This is a genomic window from Nocardia sp. CC227C, assembly GCF_030767025.1.
In the GTDB taxonomy this organism is placed as follows: domain Bacteria; phylum Actinomycetota; class Actinomycetes; order Mycobacteriales; family Mycobacteriaceae; genus Nocardia.
In genome coordinates, this window is record NZ_JASITE010000017.1 from 72,918 (window position 1) to 86,362 (window position 13,445).

General features: G+C 69.4%; 12 protein-coding genes. 5 read left to right on the top strand and 7 right to left on the bottom strand.

Annotated features, from left to right (window positions below; genetic code table 11):
* Positions 1–185: 185 nt before the first annotated feature.
* The gene (locus tag QMO76_RS28765; protein WP_306364475.1) at positions 186–2,021 is read right to left on the bottom strand and encodes a hypothetical protein; all 1,836 of its coding nucleotides are present in this window, start codon (positions 2,019–2,021) and stop codon (positions 186–188) included.
* Between the two features lie 352 nt (positions 2,022–2,373).
* On the opposite strand from QMO76_RS28765, the gene QMO76_RS28770 reads away from it, so the two are divergent.
* Genes QMO76_RS28770 through QMO76_RS28780 form a run of 3 tightly spaced genes read left to right on the top strand, consistent with a single transcriptional unit; the run spans position 2,374 to position 5,918 of the window.
* Complete coding sequence (locus QMO76_RS28770; RefSeq protein WP_306364476.1) at positions 2,374–3,207, top strand: hypothetical protein; 834 nt, start codon at positions 2,374–2,376, stop codon at positions 3,205–3,207.
* A 30-nt stretch (positions 3,208–3,237) separates the two neighbouring features.
* The gene (locus QMO76_RS28775; RefSeq protein ID WP_306364477.1) at positions 3,238–5,166 is read left to right on the top strand and encodes a fumarate reductase/succinate dehydrogenase flavoprotein subunit; all 1,929 of its coding nucleotides are present in this window, start codon (positions 3,238–3,240) and stop codon (positions 5,164–5,166) included.
* Positions 5,167–5,168: 2 nt separating this feature from the next.
* Positions 5,169–5,918, top strand: a complete 750-nt coding sequence (locus QMO76_RS28780; protein ID WP_306364478.1) for a succinate dehydrogenase/fumarate reductase iron-sulfur subunit — start codon at positions 5,169–5,171, stop codon at positions 5,916–5,918.
* A 424-nt stretch (positions 5,919–6,342) separates the two neighbouring features.
* Here the strand turns inward: QMO76_RS28780 and QMO76_RS28785 are convergent, their stop codons facing one another.
* Together QMO76_RS28785 and QMO76_RS28790 are read right to left on the bottom strand one after the other, a co-directional pair.
* A complete protein-coding gene (locus tag QMO76_RS28785) occupies positions 6,343–6,546 on the bottom strand; it encodes a DUF397 domain-containing protein (RefSeq protein WP_306364479.1) in 204 nt (67 codons plus the stop codon).
* A complete protein-coding gene (locus QMO76_RS28790; protein WP_306364480.1) occupies positions 6,543–7,445 on the bottom strand; it encodes a helix-turn-helix transcriptional regulator in 903 nt (300 codons plus the stop codon). The genes QMO76_RS28785 and QMO76_RS28790 overlap by 4 nt, the downstream gene beginning before the upstream one ends.
* A 464-nt stretch (positions 7,446–7,909) precedes the next feature.
* On the opposite strand from QMO76_RS28790, the gene QMO76_RS28795 reads away from it, so the two are divergent.
* Positions 7,910–8,113 carry a hypothetical protein gene (locus QMO76_RS28795; RefSeq protein ID WP_306364481.1) on the top strand — a complete coding sequence of 68 codons (204 nt, stop codon included), beginning with the start codon at positions 7,910–7,912 and terminating at the stop codon, positions 8,111–8,113.
* Positions 8,094–8,294: a hypothetical protein gene (locus tag QMO76_RS28800; protein WP_306364482.1), complete on the top strand. Its 201-nt coding sequence runs from the start codon at positions 8,094–8,096 to the stop codon at positions 8,292–8,294. Before QMO76_RS28795 ends, QMO76_RS28800 begins: the two co-directional genes overlap by 20 nt.
* A 159-nt stretch (positions 8,295–8,453) precedes the next feature.
* On the opposite strand, the gene QMO76_RS28805 is transcribed toward QMO76_RS28800, so the two are convergent.
* The 4 genes from QMO76_RS28805 to QMO76_RS28820 all read right to left on the bottom strand — a co-directional run bounded on the left by QMO76_RS28805 (position 8,454) and on the right by QMO76_RS28820 (position 13,302).
* A complete protein-coding gene (locus QMO76_RS28805; RefSeq protein ID WP_306364483.1) occupies positions 8,454–9,386 on the bottom strand; it encodes a DNA-3-methyladenine glycosylase in 933 nt (310 codons plus the stop codon).
* 480 nt (positions 9,387–9,866) lie between these two features.
* On the bottom strand, positions 9,867–12,626 hold the full coding sequence (locus tag QMO76_RS28810) for an FAD-binding and (Fe-S)-binding domain-containing protein (RefSeq protein WP_306364484.1): 2,760 nt from the start codon (positions 12,624–12,626) through the stop codon (positions 9,867–9,869).
* Between the two features lie 128 nt (positions 12,627–12,754).
* A complete protein-coding gene (locus QMO76_RS28815; RefSeq protein ID WP_306364485.1) occupies positions 12,755–13,069 on the bottom strand; it encodes a hypothetical protein in 315 nt (104 codons plus the stop codon).
* On the bottom strand, positions 13,066–13,302 hold the full coding sequence (locus QMO76_RS28820) for a hypothetical protein (RefSeq protein ID WP_306364486.1): 237 nt from the start codon (positions 13,300–13,302) through the stop codon (positions 13,066–13,068). Before QMO76_RS28820 ends, QMO76_RS28815 begins: the two co-directional genes overlap by 4 nt.
* Positions 13,303–13,445: the final 143 nt, after the last annotated feature.

The window sequence follows — 13,445 nt, forward strand, 5'->3', positions numbered from 1 at the left end:
CAGCACGGTAGCCGCGCGACACCGCGCCGGTCAGCCCCCACATCATGGGGCACAGCGGCACCGGGGTCAACGGGCACAGGGCCGGTCGAGCGCATGATGTCGGTCGGGCGCGGCGGCCGATCGGCACAGCAGCCGAGCGAGCGGTGGCCGGTCGAGCGCGGTGGCCGAGCCAACGCGGTGGCCGGTCAGGCGCGGTGGCGGCCGGAGCGGCGGGAGCGGGAACCGTGGAAGCGGGCGCCGCGGGGGGTTGGGGTGATGGGGCGGGAGTAGGGGGATTCGAAGAGGACGGCCAGGGATTGTGAAGTGCCGGAGGCGGTTACGGCGAGGCCGCGACCGCCCTGGCGGCGGGTCAGCTCGTGCAGCAGGGTGGTGACCATGCGCAGGCCCGCGGCGCCGCCGGGATCGCCGAGGGCGATGGCGCCGCCGTGGACATTGAGGCGGGTGTCCTCGGGGTCCCAGTCGCCCCACAGGTGCTCGAGGGCCAGGATTTCGATGGCATCGGATTCGTCCACCTCGACCAGATCCAGATCGCCGAGCTCGAAACCATTGCTGGACAGCACCTTCGCGACCGCCTCCGCGGAAGCGGGGCGGGGAACGGCCGGATCCACGGCGGTGTTCACCCAACCGACCAGATAGCCCAGCGGTTCCAGGTCGAGGTCGGCCAGCCGCTCCTCGGCCACCACCAGGCAGGCGGCCGCGGCGAAGGTGCGGGCGCTGCTGTTCGCGGTGGTGACGACGCCGCCGGGCAGCAGCGGCAGGAGCGTGGAGAAGGCGCGGGGCGACACGTCGTCGCGCAGCCCCTCGTCACGGTCCATCAGCTGGACCACATCAGAATTCATGTCGTCGGGATCGGCGCACACCACCACCGGCGCCGTCTCGGCCCCGAACACACCCTGGCGGCGGGCTTTCGCCGCGCGCCGGTGGCTGACCGCCGCCACCTCGTCGGCCTGCACCCGGCTGAACCCGTAATGCGCCGCGAGATGCTCGACCCGCTCCAAGGCCGCCCGTGCCGCGCCCTCGGCCCGGGCCGCCGCCGGACCGGCACCGTCCCCGCCGCCGTATCGCGCGAAACCCGCTGGCGGCGAACCAGATTCGCCGCCACCGTAATGCGGCCCCGTGCTCCCCGCCGGGTATGCCGAGGGCTGCCGCGGGTCCGGCCCGCCGCGACCCGATGGCGGCACACCCGCCACGCCGGGCACCGCCGATGGACCGGTTTCGAGTGCACTCGGCACACGCGGCAACGGACCGGACGCCGAGTCACCAGGAACGCGCGGCGACGGACCGGACGTCGCGTCACCAGGAACACGCGACAACGGACCAGACGGCGGCGCACCAGGAACACGCGACAACGGGCCAGACGCCGTGTCACCGGAAAGCCCCGGAAACGACCCGTACGCCGCCGCACCAGAAACCCTCGGCAACGGACCGGACGCCGTGTCACCGGAAACCCCCGGCAGCGGACCGGACGCCATATCACCGGGAACTCCCGGCATCGGCCGGGACGACGTCGCACCGGAAGTCCGAGGCAGCGGACCGGACGCCGGGTCGCCGGAAACTCCGGACACCGGGCCGGAGACCGCGCGACCGGAAGCTCCGCGCACCGGCCCGGACGAAGTCGTACCGGGAACGCGCGGCAGCGGGCCGGTGGCCGAACCGCCGGTGAAGGGGGTCGGCCCCGTGCGGGAGTACTCCGCGCCAACGGCGAGGACCACGTCGGCGGTGCCCGTCTGCACCATCATGGCGGCGGTGATGAGGGCGCGCAGACCGCTGCCCGGCCCCGCGCCGATCGGGAAATGGCCGATGGCGGGCGGGATTCCGGCCAGGTCTGCGGCCAGGCGGGCGGGCTCGGGCGTGGGGACGGCGGTGACCAGGTGCTCGATGCGCTCGGGGTCGATGCCGGAGCGGCCCAGGACCGCGGACAGCGCCGTCGCGATCAGGCGGTGTGGAGCCACGGCGCCCAACGCTCCGCCGGGCAGGCCGACCGGTGTACGCATGGGCATGACGATGGCGGCTCTTCTCATGTCCGGCTCCTTCCCCCGGATGTCGATCTCGCAGCACAGGCCATCACAGACGTGTTGCTGCCGTGTGACGCCCGGTGGACCGAATTTCCGGGATCGAGTTCTGTTCCGGTGCGCGATTCGGTGAATCCGACTGGGCTCTAGCCTGGTTCGTGGGGTTTGCGGTCGGTTCACCGCCGCAGCTCACCCCCGGCGCACCGAGGAAATGTGGCGCAAATCACGGGTTTGCGGGCGGGTCCGAATTCCCGGGACAGTGCCCGGGTGATAGCGGACCTGTCGTAAGGTGCTGGGCATCACATTCGATGCCGGAGGTAACGATGACGTTCCACGGGGTAGAGCAGCGAGGCATCCAGCAGTGAGCGCCGCACCGACGAGCGCCCCGGAGTCGGGCGCCACCGGAGTATTCAGCAAGAGCCGTGCCGCCATTCAGAGCCGCACCCTACGCACCGACCGTTGGTGGCTGCCGCCACTGATCACGGTGCTCGGCCTGGGCACGTTCATCGTCTACGCGACCATCAGATCCTTTGTGCGCGATGCGTACTGGGTCGACGAGTATCGCTATCTGACGCCGTTCTACTCACCGTGCGTGAGCGATTCCTGTGTCGCGGGCTCCGCGCACTTCGGGACGCCGGTGGGCGAGCTGCCGATGTTCATTCCACTCGGCTTCCTGGTGCTGCCGCTGCTGCTCGGCTTCCGGCTCACCTGCTACTACTACCGCAAGGCCTATTACCGGTCGGTGTGGCTGTCGCCGCCCGCCTGCGCCGTCGCGGAACCGCACGCCAAGTACACCGGTGAGACCCGGCTGCCGCTCATCATCCAGAACTCGCACCGCTACTTCTTCTACGCGGCGCTGGTGGTGACGCTCATCAACACCTATGACGCGCTCTACGCGCTGACGAACTCCGACGGCAGCTTCGGACTGGGTCTGGGCAATCTGGTCCTGCTGGTCAATGTGGTGATGCTGTGGGCGTACACGCTGTCGTGCCACTCCTGCCGACACGTCACCGGCGGGCGGCTCAAGAACTTCTCCAGCAATCCGGTGCGGTACCGGCTGTGGACCCAGGTCTCCCGCCTCAACACCCGGCACATGCAGTTCGCCTGGATCACGCTCGGCACGCTGATGCTGACCGATTTCTACGTCATGCTGGTCGCGAGCGGGACCATCAGCGACCTCCGGTTCATCAACTGATCATCCCCATCGTCAGGAGTATTCGGTCCTATGCCTGAAGTCGAACGGCACAAGTACGACGTCGTCGTGATCGGTGCCGGTGGCGCCGGACTGCGCGCGGTCATCGAGGCGCGCGAACACGGACTCTCGGTGGCGGTGGTGTGCAAGTCGCTGTTCGGCAAGGCGCACACCGTCATGGCCGAGGGCGGGTGCGCCGCCGCCATGGGCAATGCCAATGAGAAGGACAGCTGGCAGACCCACTTCAAGGACACCATGCGCGGCGGCAAGTTCCTCAACAACTGGCGGATGGCCGAGCTGCACGCGCAGGAGGCCCCGGACCGGGTGTGGGAGCTGGAGACCTACGGCGCGCTGTTCGACCGCACCCAGGACGGCCGGATCTCGCAGCGCAACTTCGGCGGGCACACCTATCCCCGGCTCGCGCACGTCGGCGACCGCACCGGACTCGAGCTCATCCGCACCATGCAGCAGAAGATCGTCTCGCTGCAGCAGGAGGACTTCGCGGAGACCGGCGACTACGAGGCGCGCATCAAGATCTTCCAGGAGTGCACGGTCACCGAGTTGCTCACCGGCGGCGACCGCATCTCCGGCGCGTTCGGCTACTGGCGGGAGTCGGGCCGGTTCATTCTCTTCGAGACCCCGGCGGTGGTGCTGGCCACCGGCGGTATCGGCAAGTCGTACAAGGTGACCTCGAATTCCTGGGAGTACACCGGCGACGGACACGCGCTCGCGCTGCGCGCCGGGGCCACGCTGATCAATATGGAATTCCTGCAGTTCCATCCGACCGGCATGGTCTGGCCGCCCAGCGTGAAGGGCATTCTCGTCACCGAGGGCGTGCGCGGCGACGGCGGCGTGCTGAAGAACTCCGAGGGCAAGCGGTTCATGTTCGAGTACATCCCCTCCGTGTTCAAGGGGCAGTACGCGGAGTCCGAGGAGGAGGCCGACCAGTGGCTGAAGGACAACGACTCCGCCCGGCGCACACCGGATCTGCTGCCGCGTGACGAGGTGGCGCGGGCCATCAACGAAGAGGTCAAGGCGGGCCGGGGCACACCGCACGGCGGCGTGTACCTGGATATCGCCTCGCGCATGCCCGCCGCCGAGATCGTGAAGCGGCTGCCGTCCATGCACCACCAGTTCAAGGAGCTGGCGGATGTGGACATCACCAAGGAACCGATGGAGGTCGGGCCGACCTGTCACTACGTGATGGGCGGCATCGAGGTGAACCCGGATACCGGCGCGGCGACCGTGCCCGGATTGTTCGCGGCCGGTGAGTGTTCCGGCGGCATGCACGGCTCCAACCGGCTCGGCGGCAATTCACTGTCGGATCTGCTGGTCTTCGGTCGACGCGCGGGCCTGGGCGCGGCCACCTACGTGGAGGGGCTGAGCGAGCGGCCCGCCATCGCGGACGCCGATATCGCCGCGGCCGCGAAAGCCGCGTTGCAGCCGTTCGATCCGCCGACCACCGGGCCGGGGGAGAACCCGTACACGCTGCACACCGATATGCAGCAGACCATGAACGACCTGGTCGGCATCATCCGCAAGGAGCACGAGCTGAAGCAGGCCGTCGAGCGGCTCTCCGAGCTGCGGGACCGCTTCGACGACGTGACCGTGGAGGGGCACCGGCAGTTCAATCCGGGCTGGCACCTGGCCATCGATCTGCGGAACATGTTGCTGGTCAGCGAATGTGTGGCGCAGGCGGCGCTGCTGCGGACCGAGAGCCGGGGCGGGCACACCCGCGACGATCACCCCGGAATGGATCCGGCGTGGCGCAACAAACTGCTGGTGTGCCGGGTCGATCCGGACGAGGTGGGCTTCACGGTGCCGTCGGTGACGGTGACGCCGGAGGAGCAGCAGCCCATGCGCGCCGACCTGCTCGCGCTGTTCGACTTGCAAGAACTCGAGAAGTACTACGGCCCAACCGAACTCGCGGCTCATCCCGCGTCCGGGAAAGGGGATGCCTAGCCATGGGGTACGAGGCGAAATTCAAGGTCTGGCGCGGCGACACCGAGGGCGGTGAACTACAGGACTTCACCGTGGAGGTGAACGAGGGCGAGGTGGTGCTCGACATCATCCACCGCCTGCAGGCCACCCAGGCTCCCGATCTGGCGGTGCGGTGGAACTGCAAGGCGGGCAAGTGCGGTTCCTGCTCGGCGGAGGTGAACGGGCGGCCACGGCTGCTGTGCATGACCCGCATGTCGACGTTCACCCAGGACGAGGTGGTGACGGTGACGCCCATGCGCAGCTTCCCCGTGGTCCGGGACCTGGTCACCGATGTGTCGTACAACTACGAGAAAGCGCGGGAAATCCCGTCCTTCACGCCGCCCGCGGATCTCAAACCGGGTGAGTACCGGATGCGGCAGCAGGATGTGGAGCGCTCACAGGAATTCCGCAAGTGCATCGAATGCTTCCTGTGTCAGAACACCTGCCACGTGGTGCGCGATCACGAGGAGAACAAGGTCTCCTTCTCCGGTCCGCGCTATCTGATGCGCATCGCCGAACTGGAAATGCATCCGCTGGACGTGGCGGATCGGCGTGAACTCGCCCAGGGCGAGGCCGGACTCGGCTACTGCAATATCACCAAGTGCTGCACGGAGGTGTGCCCCGAGCACATCAAGATCACCGACAACGCTCTGATCCCGCTGAAGGAGCGCGTGGTGGACCACAAGTACGATCCACTGGTCTGGCTGGGCAACAAGCTCTTTCGCCGCAAGTAGACGCCGCTTCCGGCCCGCTTTTGGCTGGAATCCACCCGTGATTCCAGCCAAAACCACGTCGGAACGGCATCGGTGTGGTCATAACATCTCCACCACGCCGACGGCCACCGCCGCCACCAGAACACCGACTGCCAGCGCGGGTACCAATGCGCCGGTCAGTACGAATATGCCCACCGCCGAGACCGCGAACAGCATTCCGACGATCAGACGTTCGACCCAATCCTCGGGGAGCAATTTGCGGTACCGGGGAGGATGAGAATTCCTGAGCCCTCGGTCCACGCATATTGGATTACCCGTACTTAGCGCGAGCAAACATACTACTGTTGCCGAACGGGTGCACAATCGTGATCTTCCAGGGCCGGGAATGGGTACAGCGGCCGCGCCTCGGCGGCGGACATGTGGGGCGTGCCCGCCGCCGAGGGTGTCAGGCGTCGAACGCGCCCGCGGCGATTACCGTGGTGAAGCCGGACCAGTCGCCGCCCTGGAACACCAGGGCCGGGCCGTCCGGATTCTTGCTGTCCCGGACGCCGACTCGGCCGTCCGGCAGGAACGCGACCTCCACGCACTCCTTGCCCGCGCCGCTGCGACTGCTCTTGAACCAGTGCGCCCCGGCCAGATCCATTGTCATGCCGAAAACTCCTTCGCCACCTGCCGCAGCAGGTTCCTACTGGTTTGGATGTCCGACGCGCAGCGCTCCAGACAGTCCAGTGCCCGGCTGTAGCGCTGCACGTCGCCTTGTCTCTCCAGATACAGATCTCCGGTGAAGCCCTCGACATAGACCACCGGCGGCTCCACCGGCTGCCCTCTGCCGTCGGTTCCGAACTCGAGAATCACGAACGGTCCGGTGGAAAGTCCCAGCGGGACACCGGCGCTGAAGGGCAGGATGCGCAGCGCGACATTGTCACGGGTGCTCAGCTCCGCCAGGTGCCGCACCTGCGCCGCCATCACCTTGGCACTTCCCACCAAACGGTGCAATACCGATTCGTGCAACACCATTGCGACGCTGGCCGGATGGTGACGGCGGGTGATCAGGGCCTGGCGCTGCATCCGCAACTGCACCCGCCGCTCCAGCTCGGCCTCGGAATCGTGCGGATAGCCGAGGCGGTTGAGCGCCCGCGCGTAATCTGCGGTTTGCAGCAGGCCGGGTACCAGTTCGGACTGGTAACAGGAAAGCTGCTGCGCGGATGCCTCCAAACCCACGTAGACATCGAAATTCTCCGGGATGAGATCGCCGTAGGAATGCCACCAGCTCTTCACGGCGGCCTGCTGGGCCAGACCCTTGAGCCCCTCGGCGATTTCGTCCGGGATGCCGTAGATCCGGCAGAGTTCCTGGATATCGATGGTGCGAATGCGATCGGCATTGCCCTTCTCCAGGCGTTGCAGGGTGCTGGCGCCCCACTCCATGAGTTTGGCGGCCTCCGCGATGGTCAACCCTGCCTGCGTGCGCCAGTCCCGCAGATAGCGGCCGAGCTGGCGGCGCGGCAGGGTCGAGGCGGCGCTCGGGGAATTCGCGGGACCAACTGACACAGCGCGCTCCGTTCTCGAGTGTTCACGCGCGGGCGGTCACCAAAACGCTGAAAGTCGTGCAGCACACCGGCTCCCGCCCGGGACGCAGATCGGTGTCGACCGACAGCGTGGCAGGGGGGCTTCGTCCACTATGGACAATCCTGCTACCCCGAGCGGATTCGCTGCTGGGAATTCGCGCGTTTTTCCCGGGGAATCTCGGAAACGGCTACGCCGGGCGGCTGCTCGTGGTGTGCTCGAAGTGTGCCCGGGGCGGACAGCACCTCGGCCCCTTCCTTGACTGAAACCTCCGGGCACGCTTCACGACTCGCACGCAAGGACAGGATTCACACGCAGGAACGAGGAGTCATGGCTGAACGCGTCACCCCCCGTCGTATCCGCACCGCCCGTCCGGCAACCGGGTGGACAACCTGGGGTTGCCATCCTCCGACGCCACACCGCACGGTGTGCGCGGCGGGGGTGGCGCCATGCAGCTGACCTCCTTGAACATGCACGTCGCCGGGTTCATGCGGTGCGGTACCGATCCGGGAATCATGGCCGTCGACCAAGCGCACGCGGCCATGCAGATGCATCTGGACTGCACGGTGGACACCTGTCGGGTACGGCGGCGGGCCCGCGCCACCCTCGTCGACGAGGGGCGGTGTGTTCTCGATGAGCGCGCCCTGCCGTAACCGCGCCGCCACGTCCGGACCGGATCTGCTCGACCGCGCCACCCACCGACTGGTGTGGTTGCTGGTCGATATCCGGCGGGCGCTGCTCGCCGAGTCGGCCCCGTCCCGCGCCGCGGAGCCCGGGGTCGCCACATCGGGCATGCGAGGGGAAGGTGCCCGGCACCACCGGCGCACCCGGTGAGGTTCCGACATCGCGACCCGCGGTGATCACCCCCGGTCACCGCGGACGCGAAGGTCGGCGTCGGGTCCGGTTCGGCCGCAACACCGCCGAGCGGCCGGGCCGGGCCCGACTTTTCCGGCCCGCCACCCGACACCGAGCCGGACCACCGCCGTACGGCGATCAGATGCGGCTGTGGTCGGTGTACGGGGTGCGGGGACCGAATTTCGGCTTGTGGGCGAAGCCCGCGAGTTCCAACAGGCGCACCGCGCGGTAGCGGTGCGGGCGCAGCGGTTCCATGTACTCGACCATGGCGTCGTCGTCGATGGGACGGCCGAGCAGGGTCCAGCCCATGGTGGCGGCCAGATGGAAGTCGCCCACCGACAGCGCGTCCGCGTCGCCGAAGGCCCGCTGGGCGATCTCGGCGGCGGTCCAGACGCCGATACCCGGCACCGTGCACAGCAGCCGCGAAGCGGCCGCGCGGTCCAGGTGCGCCGCCTGCTCCAGCTTCGCGGCCATGCGTGCCGCCAGCACGATGGTTTTCGAGCGCTGCGGGCCGACATTGGCGCGGTGGTAGACCCAGGACGGGATATGGCGCCAGGTCTCGGCATCCGGCATCAGACGCAGGCCGTCCGGGACCGGGCCGGGGGCGGGGCTGCCGTAGCGCCACACCAGCTTCCGCCAGGACTGATGCGCGGTCACCGTGTGCACCTTCTGCTCCAGCACCGCCGGAACCAGCGCCTCGAACACCAGGCCGGTGCGCAGCATGCGCAGGCCCGGATCGCGCCGCAGCGCCTCGGCGATCTTGGGATGCGCCGGGGCGAACCCGGTGAGATCCTCGTCCAGGCACAGCATCCCGGGCAGCCGTTCCAGGAACTCCTCCGCACCCGGCCCCCAGGCGCGGGCCTCGACCCCGTGCCGGTCGGCCTGGTGCAGGCGATAGGTCACCGGACCGCTCGCCAGCCGCGAGGCATGCCAGTGCGCGCCGTCGCGGGTGATGCGGTAGCAGGGGTCGCCCGGACCGCGCCGCAGCGGCAGGACGGTACTCGCCAGGTCGATGGGACGATCGGAGCGCACGGTCCGCGTTCGCGCGGTCTCCGTCGTCGCTGAGGTCACCGCGCCATTCTGCGCTACCGCGCGGACGGTACGGACCGGTATGCCGCCCCCGGGTGAGTTGCGCCACGCCACTGCCGCGGTGCCACTGCCGCTGCGCTACTGCCGCTGCGCTACGCCACTGCCGCGGTGCCACGCCACTGCCACTGCGCCACGCGACTACGCGGCAGCTCCCACCACCACCCGTCACGGCAGCACAACTGCGACCCGCGACCGTGCCATGACACCGCCCGACGACGGCCACGAAACAACGACCACGCACGGTACGCCACAGTGGACGCGGAACGACGATGCGCGGGCACGAGGCAACTGTGGCGCGGCGGGGCCGCAGGGATACCGTCGCCGCCCCCTGTGGGTCACGGTGGCCGTGTCGCGCCACCGCAGCGCTTTGCCAACCGGTGACATCATCGCGGCCCGACCACGGCGGCCACGCGCGATGATCACGCGGCGAGGTCGTCCAGCACCGGAGGAGCGGCGTACGGCTCAGGGGTTCCGCAGGAACTGGGCGAGGTGCAAAGCAGTGCGTCCGGCCAGTTGGTGGGCCTGGGTGCGGCAGGAGAAGCCGTCGGCCAGGAAGACCGCGTCGGGGTCGGCGGTACGCAGGGCGGGCAGCAGGCCGTTCTCGGCGACCGCCACCGAGAGGTCGTAGTGGCCGCGCTGCATGCCGAAGTTGCCGGCGAGGCCGCAGCAGCCGGCGATCGGGACCACCGTCGCGCCGGTGCGGGCGAGGATCTCGCGGTCGGCGGCGAAGCCCATGATGGCGTGCTGGTGGCAGTGCGGTTGCACCACCACCGTGGTCGAGGCGCGGTCGGGCGGCCGCCAGCGCGGGTGCTCGAGCAGGAATTCGGCCAGGGTTCGCACCGCCGCCGAGACCCGGGCCGAGCGGTCGTCGGCGGGCAGCAGGCGCGGCAGGTCGTCGCGCAGGGCGGCGGTGCAGGACGGTTCGAGTCCGACCACCAGGCCGCCGGCGCGCACATGGTCGTCGAGGGCGTCCAGGGTGTCGCGCAGCCGGGTGCGCGCGGCGTCGAGCTGGCCGGTGCTGATCCAGGTCAGCCCGCAGCACACCCGGCGCTCCGGAATCCGCACGCGGTAGCCCAGTGATTCGATGAGTTCGACCGCGGCCGAGGCGATGTCGGGATCGAAGCCGTCGGTGAAGGTGTCGATCCACAGCATCACCTCCGGACCAACGGCATCGCTTCCGGTCCAACCGCGCCGGAAACTCTTGCGCGCCAGTGCTGGCACCGGGCGTCGCGGATCGATTCCGGCCGCGCGCAGGCCGATCCGACGCAGCGGGCCGACCTTCGCGAGCGCATTGACCGGCCGGGCCAGCCGCGAGGCCGCCGCCAGCCACCGCGGCAGCCGTCCGAGCGAATAATGGTCGAGTGGACGGCGTCGCCCTCGGTAGCGGCGGTGCAGGGTCTCGGACTTGTAGGTGGCGATATCCACCCCCGCCGGGCAGTCCGCATGACATGCCTTGCAGGACAGGCAGAGATCGAGCGATTCCGCCACCGCGTCCGAGCGCCAGTCGAGCGCGCCGCGCGCCACCTCCTGGAGCACGCGGGCGCGACCGCGGGTGCTGTCCTTCTCATCGGCGGTAGCCAGAAAGGACGGACACATGAAGCCGCCGGAGACACCGGTGTCGGCACGGCATTTGCCGACACCCACGCAGCGGTGCACGGCGGTACCGATATCGCCGTCGCCGGGGTAGGCGAAACCGTCCGCCGGGGGAACCGGCCGCAGCCCGGCCAGCCGGAGCCCGGTGTCGATCGGGCGCGGGTCGACCAGTACTCCGGGATTGAGTACGCCGTCCGGATCGAACAGCGCCTTGAAACCCGCGAAGGCGGCCAGGGCGGCGGGGGAGTACATGCGCGCCAGCAGTTCCGAGCGGGCGCGGCCGTCCCCGTGCTCGCCCGACAGCGAGCCGCCGAACTTCACCACCTGATCGGCGGCATCCTCCAGGAAGGACCGGAAGCGCTGCGGCGCATCGGCGATCGGCAGATCCAGGCGCACATGAACGCAGCCGTCGCCGAAATGGCCGTAGAGCAGGCCGTCCAGACCGTGATCGCGAGTGAGGGACTGGAATTCGCGCAGATACGCACCCAGGTGCTCGGGCGGTACCGCCGCGTCCTCCCAGCCGGGCCAGGCCGGAGCGCCATCGGGGGTGCGGCCGGCCAGCCCGGCACCGTCGGCGCGGATCCGCCAGAGCGCTCGAGCCACAGCGGGATCGGTGACGATGCGAGTGTCCAGCGCATCGGCGCTCCGGCACAACAGCTCGGCGGCGGCCCGCACCTGCTCGGGACTGTCGGCCCCGAACTCCACGAACAGCCAACCGCCGCCGCGCGGAAGCTCGGGCACCGCGCGACGATGCGCTCGCACCGCGTCGACCAGGCGGGCGTCCAGGCCCTCCACCGCGATGGGCGCGCCCGCCATGACGGCGGCGATATCGTCCGCGGCGGTGGGCATATCCGGATAGCCGAGGACGACCAGCACGGTGGCGGTGGGGACGGGCACGAGACCGACGGTGGCCTCGAGCAGGAGCCCGCAGGTGCCCTCGGTGCCGACGAACGCCTTGGCGAGCGACGAACCGCTTTCCGGGAGAAGGTGTTCCAGCGAGTATCCGGATGCCTGCCGATCGAACCGGCCCAGTTCGGTGCGGATCAGGGCCAGGTGCGCGCGGGTGAATTCGGGTAGGCCCGGTACGGCGGAGAGGTCGTCGGCGAGGGTGCGCTCGACGCCGGTGCCGTCCAGAATTCGCAGTTCGCGCACGGTATCCGAGGTACGGCCCCAGGCCACGGCGCGGGGGCCGCAGGCATTGTTGCCGATCATCCCGCCCAGCGTGCAGCGGTTCTGGGTGGACGGGTCCGGCCCGAAGCGCAGGCCGTGCGCACCCGCCGCGCGTTGCAGAGTGGACAGCACCACACCCGGTTGCACCCGGGCCGAGACGTGCTCGGGGTCCACCTCCAGGATGGCGTTCATATGCCTGCTGAAGTCGAGCACGATCCCGGGGCCGATCGCATTGCCCGCCACCGATGTTCCGCCACCGCGTGCGGTTACGGGCAAGCCCTCGACCAGGGCGAAGGCCAATGTGGACTCCACATCCGCGGTGGTACGCGGAAAGACGACCGCCCGGGGCGGCACCCGGTAGTTCGAGGCGTCGGAGGAATACTCGGCACGCCGCCGCGGCGAGGCGTCCACCTCACCCGCGATCCGGCCGCGCAGCGCCCGCTCCAGCGAATCGGTCACGAGGACAGCCTAGGCGGCCCGCAACGACGAAGGCTGCCGCCGACCGCGCAAGTCCAGCCGACGGGGTCAGCGCGACCGGGGCAGGAACGCCGCGGCAGACCCGGCTCCGTGGCCGATCGGACAGGCTTTCACAGGTACAGCCGTGCGATGCGGGTGGCGATGTCGTCCATGGTGTCCGGGTCGACGACCGCGATGGGGTCGCCGGTGAGCCAGTCGCTGGGCAGGGTGGTCGGCGCGACCAGGACGGCGGTGCCCACGGTGCCGAGGTCGTAGAGGTAGGCCCCGGCGGCGGGGCGCAGTTGCGGCCCGACCACCTGGACCACCAGGCGCAGGCCGGGTTGATCGTTGTTGTAGTTCTCGCCGGAGACGACCAGGAACATGGTGCCGCCCGGCATGACCGTGGCCGCCTGGGTGAGGATGATGTGGCCCCGTCGGGCGATCACCCACGCGCTCCCCGGGCCGCTCGGAAGGCGGCGGCCTGTTGCTGCGCCCAATCGCCGTCCAGCAGCTTGTGCTGTTCCATCAGCGCCACGTCGTTGCGCCGGGCATCGGCGTAGGTGACGCGGTCGATGGTCTCGGCGATCCAGGTGGAGAGGGGTTTACCGGCGGCCGCGGCGGCGGCCCGAGCCGCAGCGGCCACCCGATCGGGCATGGTGATGCTGAGCTTCTCGGTCACACCGAAAATGCTACTGGCGGTCATGAGCGCGGGGGAGACCGCGGCGCGTCGGACCCGGCGTTTCGCCCACAGCGTAGGCGTGTCGCCCGCCGGATGGATTTGCTCTCAACCTTTGTTGAGGTCTTACTGTCGGTGCCCTCGGG